Source organism: Nocardiopsis sp. NPDC006832 (assembly GCF_040635885.1).
Taxonomy (GTDB): Bacteria; Actinomycetota; Actinomycetes; order Streptosporangiales; family Streptosporangiaceae; genus Nocardiopsis.
The window spans coordinates 1-15859 of sequence record NZ_JBEYLC010000059.1 but is presented as its reverse complement, the minus strand read 5'-3'; the positions used below and the strand labels follow the sequence as shown (position 1 = coordinate 15859).

Sequence of the window (15859 nt, the reverse complement as noted above, 5' to 3'; positions counted from 1 at the left end):
GTACGAACGGTGACAAGCAGGGCACAAGTGGACAGGGAGTGGGGCGTGGGCGGGCGGAACGCAGGCGTGCTCGGATGGGCCGGGATGGCGACCATGGCCGGGGGTGTGGTCTTGACCGTGGTCCGCTTGGCCGGGATCGATTCCGAGGCGGCGGAGGACTTCACCATCCCTGTGGTCCTGCTGCTCTTCATGGCGTTCATGGTGCCGGTGGTGCGGATCAACATCCGACGCGACCGAGGCTCCGCACCGGCCGATGACGAAGACCAAGGATCCGCCGCCGGCCTCGTGCTCCGATTTTTGGTCGCCGCCACGGCCATGGGGTTGGCCTGGTGGGCTTTCCCGACCCACTACGTAGCATCGTCCGTGTCCGAAGGTGGCCTGTACCTCACAGAAGCGTTCGGGGTGTGGGGCGGTATCGGCGCGGTCGTGCTGGGGATCGTGCTGCTGGTCTTCGCTCCCATAACGGTAACCGGTGGTGGTTGGAAGGCCCTGCTCGGTGGCCTGGTCGCCGGTGCGACGGCCCTGCTCATGGTCACTGCCCTGACCCCGGTGCTCACCACCTGGGTGGAAGTCGAACACCGGGTCGCGGCTGCGGGCGAACCCGCTCCGTTCCCCACCGACGTCACCCGGGTGGGGTGGTCCTGGGAGCCGGAACAGCCGATCCAGGATGTGGGACGCGGCCTCCGGGGCCCGGTCGTTCGGTACGGGGACGGTTTCGTCGGGTTGGACGGGGCCACCGGAGAAGAGTTGTGGACCTACCGGCGTTCCTACTCCGAGATCCTCGGGTTCGGGTTCGTCCGGGGGGACGAGTCGCACGTCTATTTCATGCACCGGGAGGGCCGCGCGGCACCAGGCACCATCCTCGTGTTGGACACCGCCACCGGCGAGATCGTCCGGGAGGCGACGCTGCCCGAACACGAGGACGCTGACTCCCGGCGGCACGTGAACGCCGATCGGATGATGGAGGTCAAGGAAGACGACGGAGGCGGCTCCGTGGTGGGGTACGACCTCGACTCCGCGGAACCCGAGTGGGAGTACCCCCTGACCCGGGAAACCGGCCGCGTTTGCCTGCCCGGGGAAAGCGTGCGGACGCGACTGTACGGCGACCGTCTATTGGTCTCCAGGACCTGCCTGGACGAGGAACATTTCGACGATGGTGATCTGGAGAGTGGAGACATCGGGTTGACGCTGGCCCTCGACCGAGTGGGGCGGCCCGAGGACGCGAAGCGGACCTTGGTCGTCCTGGACACCACGACCGGTGATGAGCTCTGGCGTGCGGAAGTGGAGCCGTCCCGACGTTTGGAGTGGGACGACGCCGACATCGTTCGGCCTAGGACGTGGAGCGACGGGGACCCCGTGGTCGCGGCCGGGGAAAGTCTGTTCGGCCTGAACACCGGAGAGCCGGTCGATGTCGTCCCAGACCATCCTGAGCAGGAGTACCACCAGTACGAGATGGCCCCCGGCACCCTGGCCGCCGACACCGAGGGTGCCGTGGTCGCCCAGAACGAGCCGGAGGCGCTCGGGCCTCGACGGCTGAAGAAGTCCGACTCCGACGGCGAGGTCGTCTCCAGCGTCGAGGTCGAGTGGAACATCGGCCACTACCTCGATGGCCCCACCGCCGTGCTGGAAGGTGCGCTGGTCTCCGCCGTCAACGAGCGGAGGACGAGCGAGGTCGAAGAGGCGGGGATCGAAGAGGGCGATCGCGCCGTGCTGGCCGTCCCGACGGAGGACACCGACAGCGAACGCGCGGGCACACCGCGCTGGATCCGGTTCGACGGCGAACGTCTCTTCGACCCCGACAACCGCCACGGAAGGAACCGCCAAAGTCTCGTCGCGGTCTCCGGAGCGGTCGTCACCTACGTCCCCGCCGGGTACCAGGACGACGGCCTTCCCCCGGTCCATGGTCTGGTGCCCTGAAGTCCGGTCGAGGCGCGTTCCCGGGTTCGTCCAACTCTCGCCGGCCACGGTTTTCCCACCGAGGCCGCCGGGTACCGCAGCACCCACAACCTCCTCCCACGAACCCGATCGAACAGGGGAACACATGTCGCACACCCGCCGCCACTCTCCTGTGGAACGGGGGCGCCCATGAGCCGCCTGAAGGGAGCCCTGGCACTGGCCGGTGTCCGATGGGCGTGGGGCCGCTACCGTCGCCGCCACGAACCGCCGCCGTCGCCGATCCGACAGAACGCCGAACTCCTCGCCTGGGGCGCCACGGGGGCCGCCCTGGGGGTGGGGGTCTCGGCCCTGTCCGAACGTCGCCGCGCCCGAAGCATGCGCGGCAAGGTCGCGCTCGTCACCGGTGGCTCGCGCGGTCTGGGGCTGCAGATGGCCCGTGAGTTCGGTGCCTCCGGTGCCTCGGTGGTGATCTGCGCCCGGGGGCGTGAGGGACTGGACCGTGCCGTCGCCGAACTCACCGGACGGGGCGTGGATGCCCACGGTGTGGTCTGCGACATCGGCGACCCGGAGGCGGTCGACGCTCTGTTGGACGCGGCCGTCGAACGCTTCGGCCGGCTGGACGTGGTGGTCAACAGCGCCGGCGTCATGCGGGTGGGCCCGCAGGAGACGATCGCCGACGAGGACTTCGCGCAGGCCATGGACATCATGTTCTGGGGCCCGTTCCACCTGTCCCGCGCCGCCGTCGAACGTATGCGCGGCACCGGCGGCACCGTCGTCAACGTCACCTCGATCGGCGCCTACCTGTCGGTGCCGCACATGCTGCCGTACTCGGTGGCCAAACGCGCCTGGGCGGCGCTGTCGGAGGGGTTGGCCGCCGAGACCGGCGGCACCGGCGTGCGGGTGCTGACCGTGGTGCCGGGTCTGATGCGCACCGGTTCGCACAAGGGCGTGCTCTTCTCCGGCGATCCCGAACGCGAGTACGCCTGGTTCGCGTTGGCCGCCGGGCTGCCGTTGCTCAGCGTGAGCGCCGAACGTGCGGCCCGCGCCATCGTGCGGGCCGCCGCGAGCGGGCGCGGGTTCCTCATCCTCACACCGGTGACCAGGATCGGGTTGGCGGTGCACGGGGTGGCCCCCGGGCTCACCCAGCGGGCCCTGCGCGTGGTCGGCCGCCTGCTGCCCAGGGCACCGGGGATAGCGGTGGAGCGCCATGGTTCGGAGGCCGCCGACTCCCGGATCGGTCGCCTGATCGACACCGTCGGTGTGCTCAACGACCGGGCGGGACACCGATTGAACCAGCCCTCGCGCGGGGAGAGGGGCAGGCCCCGCGACACCGACCCCGACGCCCGATCCTGACACGGAACTCACCTCGGTCGGGCAGGACCGAGCACGAACCACCGAGACGGCCGGAGGAGAGGAGGAAGTCGGATGAGCGTGAACCTGGCGGAACGGGCCCTACGACAGCCCGACCCGATGCCACCGGACCCGTTCCCACCGGCGCCGATGCCGCCCGAACCGGTCCCGCCGGAACCGAGCCCGGACCCGGTGCCGGAGCCCCAACCGGTCCCGGAACCACCGGGGCCCGAACCCGAACCGGAACCCGCCTGAGGCGGGGTTCCACCGCTCTCATCGTGGGGCGTACCCGACCGGGTGCGCCCCACGGGGACGTCGGGGCCGATGCGAATACCCTCGGTCACCCCCCTTGACGGCCGCGCCACCACTACCTAGCTTCAATGGGAAACCTTCCTTCCGGATCCGCGTCGCCCCCACCGCGTCCGATCCGCTCCCCGCTGGAGGACAACCTTGGCGCGTCACCGTCCCACCCCCAGGCACCCCTACCGCACCCTGTCCCTGGCCGCACTGGGAGCGATTCTGCTCGGTGCCACCCTGCTCGGCAACGGTGCGTTGGAAGGGGCCGAACCCGTCGCCTCCACCACCCCGGCCTCCACCACACCCGAGACCACCGCCATCGACGAGCATGGACGGCTTCAGGTCTGCGGCATCAAGCTCTGCGACGAGAACGGCGAGACCGTCCAGCTCACCGGGATGAGCTCGCACGGTCTGCAGTGGTTCGACCACTGCCTCACCGACGTCTCCCTGGACGCCCTTTCCGACGACTGGAACGCCGACGTGCTGCGCGTGTCCATGTACATCCAGGAGGGCGGTTACGAGACCGACCCGCGCGGCTTCACCGACCGGGTGCACGAACTCATCGAAGAGGGCACCGAGCGCGGCCTGTACGTCATCGTGGACTGGCACATGCTCACCCCCGGCGACCCGAACGTCAACACCGACCTCGCACGCGACTTCTTCGCCGAGATCGCCTCGACCCACGCTGACAAGGACAACCTGCTCTACGAGATCGCCAACGAGCCCAACGGTGTCTCCTGGGACGCGATCAAGGGCTACTCCGAGCAGGTCATCCCGGTGATCCGGGACGCCGATCCCGAGGCGCTCGTGCTCGTCGGAACCCGCGCGTGGTCGTCGCTGGGCGTGTCCGAGGGCTCGGACCACACCGAGATCCTCGATGACCCGGTGGACGCCGACAACATCATGTACGTCTACCACTTCTACGCCGCCTCGCACGGGGGCGGGCACTACGACACCTTCGAGCGGGCCACCCAGGAGCTGCCACTGTTCGTCACCGAGTTCGGCACCCAGGAGCACACCGGTGACGGCGGCGACGACTTCGACTCCGCCCAGCGCTACCTCGACCTCATGGACCGGGAACAGATCAGCTGGGTGAACTGGAACTACTCGGACGACGTCCGCTCCGGCGCGGTCTTCGAGCCCGGCACCTGCGACGCGGGCGGCCCCTTCACCGGCACGGACTCGCTCAAGCCGGCGGGGGAGTGGATCCGCGACCAGATCCGCACCAGCGGCCTGTCCGCCTGATCCCACGCGACGTCGGGCCCCGAGGACCTGAAGCGGTCCTCGGGGCCCGTTGCCTATTCGGTGGCGATGGTCAGTTCGCCCACGGGATCCACGTCCACGATGATCCGGTCACCCGCTCCGACCTGCTGATCCAGCACCATGCGCGAGAGCCGGTTGCCGATGTTGCGCTGGATGGTCCGGGCCAGCGGCCGCGCGCCGAACTCGGGCTGGTAGCCCTTCTCCGCCAGCCACCGCACCGCCGCGTCGGTGAAGCGGATCGACATCTCCTGCGCCGCCAACCGCTCCTCGGTCCGCTTGAGCATCAGGCGGGTGATCTGCGCGATCTCGTCCTCGCCCAACTGCTGGAACACGATGACCTCGTCGATCCGGTTGACGAACTCGGGCCGGAACTCCTCCTTGAGCCGGCGCATCACCCGGCGCTCGGTGTCGGCGTCCATCTGCCCGCCGTCGGTGAACCCCATCGGCCCACCGCCGGTGATGACCTCCGACCCCAGGTTGCTCGTCATGATCACCACGGTGTTGCGGAAGTCCACGGTCCGGCCCTGACCGTCGGTGAGCCGACCGTCGTCCAACAGCTGTAGCAGCAGGTTGAACACGTCCGGGTGGGCCTTTTCCACCTCGTCCAGCAACAGGACCGAGTAGGGGTGGCGACGTACCGCCTCGGTCAGCTGACCGGCCTCCTCGTACCCCACGAACCCGGGAGGGGCGCCGGTGAGCCGGCTGGCGGTGTGCCGCTCCTGGAACTCGCTCATGTCGATCCGGACCATGGCCTCCTCGGAGCCGAACAGCGCCTCCGCCAGGGCCCGGGCCAGCTCCGTCTTGCCCACACCGGTCGGCCCCAGGAACAGGAAGCTGCCCACCGGACGATCCGGGTCGCCGAGCCCGGCCCGGTTGCGGCGGATCGCCTCCGACACCGCGGTGACCGCCTCGTCCTGACCGATCACCCGGTCGTGCAGCACCTCCTCCAGGTTGACCAGCCGCTCCCGTTCCTCCTGGGTCAGCTGTGACACCGGGATGCCGGTACTGCGCGAGACCACCTCGGCGATGTCGGCCGGTTCCACCTCGGGGACGGCCGACCCGGTTCCGCGCGCCTGGTGCATGTCGCTCCTGGCGGAGTGGATTTCGTCGCGCAGCCGGGAAGCCTTCTCGTAGTCCTCGTCCTGGACCGCGCTCTCCTTCTGCTCCTCCAACTCCTTGAGTCGGGTCTCCAACTCGCGCAGCCCCGTACTGGAGGTCTTCAACCGCAACCGGACCCGCGCACCGGCCTGGTCGACGAGGTCGATCGCCTTGTCGGGCAGGAACCGGTCGGTGACGTAGCGGTCGGACAGCTCGGCGGCCGCCACCAGGCTCTCGTCGCTGAACCGCACCTGGTGGTGCGCCTCGTAGCGGTCGCGCAGCCCGCGCAGGATGTCGACGGTGTCCTCCACCGACGGTTCGGGCACCAGGATGGGCTGGAAGCGACGCTCCAGCGCCGCGTCCTTCTCCACGTTCTTGCGGTACTCGTCCACCGTCGTGGCACCGATGATGTGCAGCTCACCGCGGGCCAGCGCGGGTTTGAGCATGTTCCCGGCGCTGGTCGAACCCTCCGAGGCGCCCGCGCCGACGATCGTGTGGATCTCGTCGATGAAGATGAGCAGTTCCTCGGAGTGGGCGCGGATCTCCTCGACGATGCCGTTGAGCCGCTCCTCGAAGTCGCCCCGGTAGCGGGTGCCCGCCACGATCCCGGACAGGTCCAGTTGGACCAGGCGCCGACCGCGCAGGACGTCGGGGACGTCGTCGTCGAAGATGCGCTGGGCGATGCCCTCCACGATCGCGGTCTTGCCCACGCCGGGGTCACCGATGAGCACGGGGTTGTTCTTGCGCCGCCGGGCCAGCACCTCGATGCACTGTTCGACCTCGTCGTCGCGGCCGACCACGGGGTCCAGACGCCCCTCGCGGGCGAGCGCGGTCATGTCGGTACCGAACTCGTCCAGCGTCGGCGTCCGCGACGGCTCGGCTTCGGGTTGTTCGGCGGAAGGCGCCGGCCCGGCCGCGTTCTGTAGCGACTCGGGGTTCACACCCTGGTCGCGCAGTAGCTGACCGACCGGGTGGTCGGGGTTGACCGCCAACGCGAACAGGATGTGCTCGGGCACGATGGCGGGACTCCGGGTGGCCCGGGAGATCTGCAGGGCGTCGAGCAGTGCCCGCTTGGCCGACGGGGTCAGCCGGGCCGACCCGCGCACCGCGCGCGGGGCCTGGGCGACCGCCTGTTCGATGACGTCCTCCAGTGGCTTGGCGTCCGCTCCGGCGCGCTCCACGAGCTTGCGGGTGGGCGGGTAGTGCAGCAGCGCCCACAATAGGTGGACCGAGTCGACGTCGGCGCCGCCGTTCTCCAGCGCGCGCCGGGCGGCGGCGTCGGCGACCTGGCGGGCCTCGGGGCTCATCAGCTTGGAAAGGTCGACGCGGCGGACGGGTCCGCGGGCGCCGAGGAACCTGGCCAGGAACTCGTCGAAGGACCCGGGTTCTCCACCCGGGCCGTCCGGAAAGTCGTTCGTCATCAGATCGTCTCGTCCCTCGTGCATGTGGTGACAGGCCGCGGTGGTGGCGTGCTCGCCCTGGCGAGCAAGTGCTTGTCGGGCGGTGGCGGAGGCCCGGCGAGGCCGTCCGCCATCCCTGTCTCCACACTCCCCAGGACCCCCACGGCCCACACGTGCAAGGCGGGGTGGTTCGGGTAACCCACCGGTAAGGGGGTCACCATGGAACGCGTCGACCATCTCCCCGACGTAGGGGGTCAACCGACCCGTTCCACGGCCTCCTCCGGTTCGTTCGCACGGTGTCCGCGCAGCACCGCCATCATCACCACGGCCGCGACCGCCAACAGGACACCGCCGGCCCCGGCCGTCACCTGAAGGCCCAGCCCGAACGCCGACGCGGCGGCCTCCCGCAGGGCGGCCCCGGCCGTTGAGCCCAGGTCGTCGGCGGTCGCCAGGGCACCGCCGATACTTCCCCGAGCCGCCTCGGGAACGTCACCGGTGAACGCCCCCGACAGACTCGTGCGGTACACGAGCAGGCCCAGACTGCCCATCAACGCCAACCCCAGCGTCTGTCCCAGGCCCGCGGCCACGTCGGTGACGGCCGAGGCCGAACCGGTGCGTTCCATCGGCACGGAGGACAACGCCAACTGGCTGCCGAGCGTCATCGCCGGAGCGCCGCCGATCGAGGTCACCGTGGTGCCCAGGATCAGCGGCCAGGCGCTGCCCGTGCCGGCTCCCCACAGGATCGTCGCCAACCCGGACACGGCCACCAACATTCCGCCGCCGACCACCACGCCGGTGGTCAGGAATCGGATCAACACCGGGGTGAGCATCGTGCCCACGAAACCGGCCACCGCGGGCACGATGAGCAGCGCTCCCACCAGGCCGGGGGAGATCCCCAACACCGACTGTAGGTACTGCACCAGGAACAGGTCCGTGCCGGCGGCGGCCAGCAGCATGAGGAAGCACATCGTCACCGCCAGCACGAAGATCGGGCGGGCGAACATGCCCGGGTCCATCAACGGGTCCTTCAAGCGTCGCTGCCGTCGCACGAACCACCACAGCAACGCCGAACCCACCACGACGGCGGCGAGCAGCGACGGCCGCGATCCCTGCGCGGCGAGTTCCTGGAGCCCGTACACCAGCAACACCAAAGCCACCGTGGACGACAGCACGCTGGGCACGTCCATGCGCCCCGGATTCGGGTCGCGGTACTCCGGTAGCAGGAACGGCAGGGTGACCAGCGCCAACAGTGCCACCGGAACGTTGACCAGGAACAGCGAACCCCACCAGAAGAACTCCAGCAGCAGCCCGCCCAGGGGCGGCCCCAATGCCATGCCCACGGAGAACGCGCTCAGGTTCAGTGCCACCGCCGTGGCGAACTGCCCGGGGTCGGGGAACATCGACCGCAACAGCGACAGTGTCGACGGGGAGATGGTCGCCACCGACGCGCCGATCAGCGCCCGCGCCACGATCAACGTGGCCGGGTCGGGGGAGAACGCCGCCAGGGTGGAGGATGCCGCGTAGGCCGCCAATCCGATCAGTAGCAGGCGTCTGCGTCCCACCCGGTCACCGAGCCGGCCCATGGTCAGGACCAACCCGGCGCCCAGGAGCTCTCCCACGTGCAGGATCCACAGGGACTGGGTGGCCTGTGGTTGCAGGTCCGCGCCGATCGCCGGCAGTGCCAGGAACAGCACGGACACGTCGTTGGCCATCATGAAGATGGGCAGGGTCAGTACGGCCAGACCTAGCCAGGCGGCCCGGCCGGCGCGGAGTGGATTCTCTCTCACGGAACTCATGGTTCGCCTTCCGGGTCAGGCGGGATGCGGGGTGAGGGAACGACGATCGCGCAGCGCGTGCGCCCACCAGGTGAGCTGGTCGAGCATGCCGTGGGCGGCCTGCGCCGCCCCCTTGCTCCGCTCATCGTCCGCGGGCCAGCCACCGTCGGCGTCGAACAGTTCCCAGAAGTCGGCGACGTGGACGCAGTCGCGCACCGGGACCGCGCACAGCTCCCCGAAGACCGGACGCAGTTGCTGCACCGCGTGGGCACCGCCGGAGATCCCGCCATAGGAAACGAAACCCACCGGTTTGGCCGCCCACTCGTCGTGGAACCAGTCGATGGCGTTCTTCACCGAGGCGGGAAAACTCCGGTTGTACTCGGGTGTGACGAGGACGAACGCGTCGGCCGCCGCCAGACGTGGACCCAGCGCCGCGACGTCCGGGGGGAGCGGGGACTCCTCCACCATGCGCAGCGGCAGGTCCACGTCGGCCAGGTCGACCACCTCCACCTCCATGTCCGGGCGGGCGCGGGCCAGCCGCACGAACCACCGGGCGGGTGTGGGCCCGAACCGGCCCTCGCGCACACTGCCGACGATGACGACCATCCTGAGCGGTCCCATGTTCACCACATTCCTTCTCGGGCTCTCGATCGATCGCCCCCACCCTCGTCCGAGCCGCACTCGGAACACCCTCGCCTCGCACTCGGTACGGTGAGTGCATGCGTTTCGGTGTGCTTGGACCACTCATCGTCCGGACCGATGACGGTGCCTCCGTCGACGTCCCCGAACGCAAGGTGCGCGTCCTGCTGGGGGCTCTCCTCCTGGCCCGCGGACGCCTGGTTCCCGTGGACACCCTGGTCGACCACCTGTGGGGGTTCGGCGACGCGCCGCTGCGACCCGATCGGGCCCTGCAACGCAAGGTGTGGGCTTTGCGCAGCGCCTTGTCGGCCGCCGAACCCGACGCGGGGGAGCGGGTCCGCTTCCGCTCGGCCGGCTACCTGCTCCACACGGCGGAGGAAGCGGTGGACGCCGAACGGTTCCAGGTGCTGGTCGCCCGGGCCCGCGCCGCCGAGGACCCGGGTTCACGCGCCGGACTGTTCGCCCGGGCCCTGGAGCTGTGGCGCGGTCCGGCTCTGGCCGACCTCGCGGACGAGACGTTCACCGAACCCGCCCGGGCGCGCCTTGAACAGGAATGGCTCACCGCCACCGAGGAGTACGCCCTGGCCCGCCTCGACCTGGGTGAACACCGGCAGGTCGCGCGGGACCTGAGCGAACCGCTGGCGGAGAATCCCCTGCGCGAGCGCCTGGTCGCCGCACGGATGCGTGCCCTGAACGAGGACGGACGTCGGGCCGAGTCCCTGCGCCTCTTCGCGGACCTGGCGCGCGGGCTTCGTGAGGAGTTGGGCGTGGACCCCGGCCCCGAGGTCACCGACCTGCACACACGTATCCTCCGCCAGGAATCCGGCGGTGGTGGGATCCCTCGGCGACGCCTGCCCAGGCCCCTCACCGAGATGCTGGGGCGAGAGGACGACCTGAGCCGGATCCGGTCCCTGCTGGCCCACGAACGACTGGTCACCCTCACCGGGTTCGGCGGGGTCGGCAAGACCCGTTTGGCCACCGCCCTGGCCCACGAACTCGACGGTGACACCCACATGGTCGAGTACGCCGCGCACGCGAGGGGAGCCGATCCGGCCGAGGTCCTCGCCCGTACCCTCGGTCTCCGGGACGAGGGCGAGGGCGGGACCCGTGAACGCCTCGTACGCGGACTGACCGGCCAGGACACCCTCCTGGTGCTCGACAACTGCGAACACCTCCTGGAACCGATCGGTGACCTGGCCGCCCACCTGCTCGCCCGCCTGCCCGACCTGCGCGTCCTCGCCACCAGCCGCGAACCCCTCGGGGTGCCCGGCGAACACCTGCACCCGGTCGGCCCGCTGCCCGTCCCCCCGTCCGTCTCCGACCCCGCCGAAGCGCACGAGTACGCCGCCGTGCGACTCTTCGTGGCGCGCGCCCGCGCGGCCGGCCCCGGGTTCGAGCTCACCGAGACCAACGCCCCCGACGTCGCCCGACTCACCCGCCGACTCGACGGCATCCCCCTCGCCCTGGAGTTGGCCGCCACTCGGATCCGGGCCCTGGGCGTGCACGGGGTGCTGTGCCGCCTGGACGATCGTTTCCGGCTCCTGGCCACCGCCCAGCGCCACCTTCCCCCGCGCCAGCGCACCCTGCGCGCCATGATCGACTGGAGTTGGGACCTCCTCGACGAGCGGGAACGGGTCCTGCTGCGCCGCCTGTCGGTGTTCACCGGCGGCTGGCACCCCGAGGACGCCGAGGCGGTCTGCGCCGACCCCGACCACGATGTGCTCGACCCCCTCACCCGTCTGGTCGACCGCTCCCTGGTGGCCGCCACCGTCGACCCGTGCACCGGCGAAATCCGCCACCACCTGCTGGAGTCCATCGCCGACTACGCCCGCGCGCGTCTGGCGGAGGCGGGGGAGACCCGAGCGCTCAGGGACCGGCACGCCCGCCACTTCTCCCACCTGGCCGAGGAACAGCACGCCACCCTCTTCGGTCCGGACCAAGGGCGGGGTATCCGGCGTCTGGACGCCGAGGCGGCGAACCTGTACGCGGCCGTGGACCACGCGGTCGCCGTCGGCGAAGCGAAGACCGCCCTGGAGACGGCGGGCGGTCTGACCTGGTCCTGGTACCTGCGCGGCCGCTATCGGGAGGGGTTGCGCGTGCTCACCCTGGCCCGCGTCGTCGACGGCGCCGACGCCCACCCGGGACTCCACGCGACGGTCGAGGCCACCACCACCGTGTTCGAGATCCTCAACGACATCGGCCACGACCACGCCCAACGGGCCCGCGCCGCCCTGGAGTCGGGCCCGGAAACACCCCTGATCCGGGCCCGACTGGCGTTGATGCTCGGGCTCGCCCTGCAGAGCCGGGGCGATCAGGACGTCAGCGAGGAACTCGTCGGCCTGGCGCCGGCCACCTTCCGCGAACACGGTGACGATTGGGGCCTGGCCGCCGCGCTGGTCGCCCAGGCCTCCCACACCCTGGGGCGCGGCGACCTCGCCCGCGCCGAACGGCAGGGCCGTGAGGCGCTCGACCTGTTCGAGCGACTCGGCGACTCCTGGGGTGGGATGAACGCCCGTGGGGTCCTGGCGGTCCTCGCCGAGATCCGGGGCGAGTACGGGCGTTCCCGTCGTCTGCACGAGGCCGCCCTGGCGGACGCCGAGGAACTGGACCTGACGGTGGAGGTCGCCGGATCGCTGTCCGGGCTGGGACGTCTGGCCCTGTTGGAAGGCGACCTGGACCGCGCCGACGCGCTCCATCGCCGCTCGGCCGACCTGGTCCGGGGCCAAGGCGGTATCGCCGAACGTCAACACGCCCAGATGGGACTGGCGCTGTCCGCCCGCCGCAGGGGCCGGCTCGACGAGGCGGAGGCCTATCTGACCGAACTGGTCGACTGGTCGCGGCGGGTGCGGTGGTGGCCCGGCACCGCGCTGACCCTGTGCGAACTGGGGTTCGTCGCGGAGTTGCGCGGGGACGCCGATGAGGCGCTACGCCTGCACACCGAGGGGTTGGTCACGGCACACGGCACCGATGACACGCGAGCCATCGCCCTGGCCCTGGAGGGGATCGCCGGGGCGTACACGCTCACCGGACGCCTCGAAGAGTCCGCACGTCTGCTGGGCGTCGCGACCCGGGCACGCGAGTCCTCCGGGGCGCCCATGCCCGCCGCCGAACGCGGCGACGTCGACCGCGTCGAAACGCTGTTGCGCGCCGACCTGGAAGAGGTGGCCTTCGAAAAGGCATTGCGGGAGGGCCGTGGGAGTGCCCTGCCACAGGTGGTCGCCGAGTTGATCGGCGATGCCGGCCGGTGATCCCGAAGGCCCACCTGAGAGGATGGGCCCCATGAACAGCGTGGGCGCGCGGCCTCAGGACGCCTGTTCCCGGCGATCCCCTCTCTGGTCGTCAGTGCCGACCGAATCTGAATGATCACTGTCACAGGAGGAGAACACTGCGGACTTTGTGTGACTACTGGCCACCTGACCGGTGTCGATGCTAGCCTCGCGGTGATTCCCTACCCATTCGGTCTGTTTTTGTAGGAGTCCGTTCTTGAGCACCGACAGCACCAACGAGCAGTCCTGGTCCTTCGAGACCCAGCAGATCCACTCCGGGGCCGAGCCCGACCCCGCCACCAACGCGCGGGCGACGCCCATCTACCAGACGACCTCCTACGTCTTCCGGGACACCCAGCACGGTGCGGACCTGTTCAGTCTGGCCGAGCCGGGCAACATCTACACCCGGATCATGAACCCCACCCAGGACGTTCTGGAGCAGCGTTTGGCCGCCCTGGAGGGCGGTGTCGGAGCGGTCGCCTTCGCCTCCGGCTCGGCGGGGATCACCGCCGCGATCCTCAACCTCGTCAGCGCCGGCGACCACATCGTCTCCAGCCCCCTGCTCTACGGCGGGACCCACAACCTCTTCCAACACACACTGCCCAAGCTCGGCGTGCAGGTGTCCTTCGTCGAGGACCAGAACGACCCCGAGGCGTGGCGCGCCGTCACCCGCCCCGAGACCAAGCTCTACTTCGCCGAGAGCCTGGCCAACCCCGGCGGTAACGTCCTGGAGGTGCGCGCGGTCGCCGACACCGCCCACGAGGTGGGTGTCCCGCTGATGGTGGACAACACCGTTCCCACGCCCTACCTCCTGCGGCCCATCGAGCACGGCGCCGACATCGTCGTGCACTCGGCCACCAAGTTCCTCGGCGGCCACGGCACCACCGTCGCCGGTGTGGTCGTGGACGCCGGCACCTTCGACTTCGGCGCCCACGGCGACCGCTTCCCCGGTTTCGTCGAGCCCGACCCCAGCTACCACGGCCTCAAGTACTGGGAGGCCCTCGGCCCCGGTGCCTTCGCCGCCAAACTGCGGGTCCAGGTGCTGCGCGACACCGGCGCGGCCATCGCCCCGCTCAACTCCTTCCTCATCCTGCAGGGCATCGAGACCCTTTCCCTGCGCATGGAACGGCACGTCGCCAACACCAAGGCGCTCGCCGAATGGCTGGAGTCCCGCGACGAGGTCGAGCGCGTCCACTACGCCGGCCTGCCCTCCAGCCCCTTCTACGAGCAGGCGCAGAAGTACCTGCCCAAGGGTGCCGGAGCCGTGCTCTCCTTCGAGCTGCGCGGCGGAGTGGAGGCCGGGCGCGCCTTCGTCGACGGCACCGAGCTGTTCAGCCAGCTGGTGAACATCGGCGACGTGCGCAGCCTCATCGTGCACCCGGCCAGTACCACGCACAGCCAGCTCTCTCCTGAGGCGCAGGCCGCCGCCGGGGCCACCCCCGGACTGGTCCGTCTCTCCGTCGGGCTGGAGCACATCGACGACCTGCGAGCCGACCTCGAACTCGGTTTCCGGGCGGCCAAGGCTCACCAGTGACCGAGCGATCCGATGCTTTCGCCTCCCGTCCCCACCACGGTGGGTGGCGGGAGGGCGATCCGGTGGGCGAACGCCGCTGGGTCCACATCGAGGAACCCTTGGAGCTGGAGTCGGGCGAGCGGCTACCGGACGTACGTCTGGCCTACCAGACCTGGGGGCGCCCGAACACCTCGGGCACCAACGCCGTCCTGGTGCTGCACGCCCTGACCGGCGACGCCCACGTGACGGGTTCCGTCGGGCCGGGGCAGCTCAGCCCCGGCTGGTGGGAGGGGGTGGTCGGCCCCGGGCTCGCCCTGGACACCGACCGCTACTACGTGGTCGCCCCCAACGTCCTGGGCGGTTGCCAGGGAAGCACCGGACCCTCCTCGATCGCCCCCGACGGGCGGCCTTGGGGGAGTCGTTTCCCACGCATCACCCTGCGCGACACCGTACGGGCCGAAGAGCACCTGGCCGCCGAACTGGGCATCGACACCTGGGCGGCGGTCATCGGCGGATCCATGGGCGGCATGCGTGCCCTGGAGTGGGCGACCACCCACCCCGACCGGGTGCGTGGCGCCCTGATCCTGGCCTGCCCGGCGGCCACCACCGCCTGGCAGATCGCCTGGGCCGCGCCACAACTGCGCGCGATCCAGACCGACCCGAATTGGGCCGGAGGCGACTACCACGACACCGACCGGGGCCCGGTGGACGGACTCGGTGTGGCCCGCCGCATCGCGCACGTCACCTACCGGGGTGCCGAGGAGATCGACACACGTTTCGGCCGCGACGCCCAAGGCGACGAGAACCCCGCCGAGGGCGGCCGGTACGCCGTGGAGTCCTACCTGGACCACCAGGCGGGCAAGCTCGTCGGTCGCTTCGACGCCGCGAGCTACGTGCTGCTCACCCAGGCGATGAACGGTCACGATGTCGGGCGTGGGCGTGGTGGCGTTCCCGTCGCGCTCGCCCGTATGCCCGAACGGACCATCGTCGCGGGCGTGACCAGCGACCACCTGTACCCGCTCGCCCAACAGGACGAGATCGCCCGCATGCTCCCGGTCCCCGGCCGGGCGCGAGTGATCGATTCACCTTACGGGCACGACGGTTTCCTCATCGAGGCCGCTCAGGTATCAGGCCTGGTCAAAGAGCTTTTGGAGGGTTAAGCCGGGGCGGTGGGCCGGGGCCATCTGGCCTCGCCTGTCGTCGTCGGGTGTGTGGGTGGGGCGCCTGGGGTCGGGGCTCTTCCGGTGGTCTGGCGGGGTGGGGGTGGGTTCTCCCTCCTTCCCCGCCGCGTGATTGTTGCCGCCCGCACCGCACGCGTCAAGGCGATGTCGGGTTCTGTGACGATGGGGTTAGTGGCCTTGA

The 15859-nt window shown here is 70.3% G+C and carries 10 protein-coding genes; 7 read left to right on the top strand and 3 right to left on the bottom strand.

Annotated features, from left to right (window positions below):
- Positions 1–45 precede the first annotated feature (45 nt).
- The 4 genes from ABZ717_RS23015 (at position 46) to ABZ717_RS23000 (ending at position 4788) form a co-directional block, all read left to right on the top strand.
- Positions 46–1917, top strand: a complete 1872-nt coding sequence (locus tag ABZ717_RS23015; protein WP_358513857.1) for a PQQ-binding-like beta-propeller repeat protein — start codon at positions 46–48, stop codon at positions 1915–1917.
- A gap of 168 nt (positions 1918–2085) precedes the next feature.
- A complete protein-coding gene (locus tag ABZ717_RS23010; RefSeq protein ID WP_358513855.1) occupies positions 2086–3249 on the top strand; it encodes an SDR family oxidoreductase in 1164 nt (387 codons plus the stop codon).
- Positions 3250–3321: 72 nt separating this feature from the next.
- Entirely contained in the window at positions 3322–3501 is a 180-nt protein-coding gene (locus ABZ717_RS23005; RefSeq protein ID WP_358513853.1) for a hypothetical protein, read from the top strand.
- 195 nt (positions 3502–3696) lie between these two features.
- Positions 3697–4788, top strand: a complete 1092-nt coding sequence (locus ABZ717_RS23000; RefSeq protein WP_358513851.1) for a glycoside hydrolase family 5 protein — start codon at positions 3697–3699, stop codon at positions 4786–4788.
- A 53-nt stretch (positions 4789–4841) separates the two neighbouring features.
- On the opposite strand, the gene ABZ717_RS22995 is transcribed toward ABZ717_RS23000, so the two are convergent.
- The 3 genes from ABZ717_RS22995 to ABZ717_RS22985 all read right to left on the bottom strand — a co-directional run bounded on the left by ABZ717_RS22995 (position 4842) and on the right by ABZ717_RS22985 (position 9700).
- Positions 4842–7325 (bottom strand): ATP-dependent Clp protease ATP-binding subunit, encoded by a 2484-nt coding sequence (locus ABZ717_RS22995; RefSeq protein ID WP_358513849.1) that lies wholly within the window; start codon positions 7323–7325, stop codon positions 4842–4844.
- A 233-nt stretch (positions 7326–7558) separates the two neighbouring features.
- The gene (locus ABZ717_RS22990) at positions 7559–9091 is read right to left on the bottom strand and encodes an MFS transporter (protein ID WP_358513847.1); all 1533 of its coding nucleotides are present in this window, start codon (positions 9089–9091) and stop codon (positions 7559–7561) included.
- 24 nt (positions 9092–9115) lie between these two features.
- On the bottom strand, positions 9116–9700 hold the full coding sequence (locus ABZ717_RS22985) for an NAD(P)H-dependent oxidoreductase (RefSeq protein ID WP_358513845.1): 585 nt from the start codon (positions 9698–9700) through the stop codon (positions 9116–9118).
- A 98-nt stretch (positions 9701–9798) separates the two neighbouring features.
- Between ABZ717_RS22985 and ABZ717_RS22980 the strand changes: the two genes are divergently transcribed.
- The 3 genes from ABZ717_RS22980 (at position 9799) to ABZ717_RS22970 (ending at position 15657) form a co-directional block, all read left to right on the top strand.
- Positions 9799–12966 carry a BTAD domain-containing putative transcriptional regulator gene (locus ABZ717_RS22980; protein ID WP_358513843.1) on the top strand — a complete coding sequence of 1056 codons (3168 nt, stop codon included), beginning with the start codon at positions 9799–9801 and terminating at the stop codon, positions 12964–12966.
- Positions 12967–13201: 235 nt separating this feature from the next.
- Positions 13202–14518, top strand: a complete 1317-nt coding sequence (locus ABZ717_RS22975; protein ID WP_358513841.1) for a bifunctional o-acetylhomoserine/o-acetylserine sulfhydrylase — start codon at positions 13202–13204, stop codon at positions 14516–14518.
- The gene (locus tag ABZ717_RS22970; RefSeq protein WP_358513839.1) at positions 14515–15657 is read left to right on the top strand and encodes a homoserine O-acetyltransferase; all 1143 of its coding nucleotides are present in this window, start codon (positions 14515–14517) and stop codon (positions 15655–15657) included. The genes ABZ717_RS22975 and ABZ717_RS22970 overlap by 4 nt, the downstream gene beginning before the upstream one ends.
- Positions 15658–15859 lie beyond the last annotated feature (202 nt).

Excerpts from the sequence above, each read along its gene's own strand:
- ABZ717_RS23010 (WP_358513855.1), top strand. The coding sequence starts at position 2,086 with ATGAGCCGCCTGAAGGGAGCCCTGGCACTGGCCGGTGTCCGATGGGCG.
- ABZ717_RS23005 (WP_358513853.1), top strand. The coding sequence starts at position 3,322 with ATGAGCGTGAACCTGGCGGAACGGGCCCTACGACAGCCCGACCCGATG.
- ABZ717_RS22995 (WP_358513849.1), bottom strand. The coding sequence starts at position 7,325 with ATGACGAACGACTTTCCGGACGGCCCGGGTGGAGAACCCGGGTCCTTC.
- ABZ717_RS22985 (WP_358513845.1), bottom strand. The coding sequence starts at position 9,700 with ATGGGACCGCTCAGGATGGTCGTCATCGTCGGCAGTGTGCGCGAGGGC.
- ABZ717_RS22980 (WP_358513843.1), top strand. The coding sequence starts at position 9,799 with ATGCGTTTCGGTGTGCTTGGACCACTCATCGTCCGGACCGATGACGGT.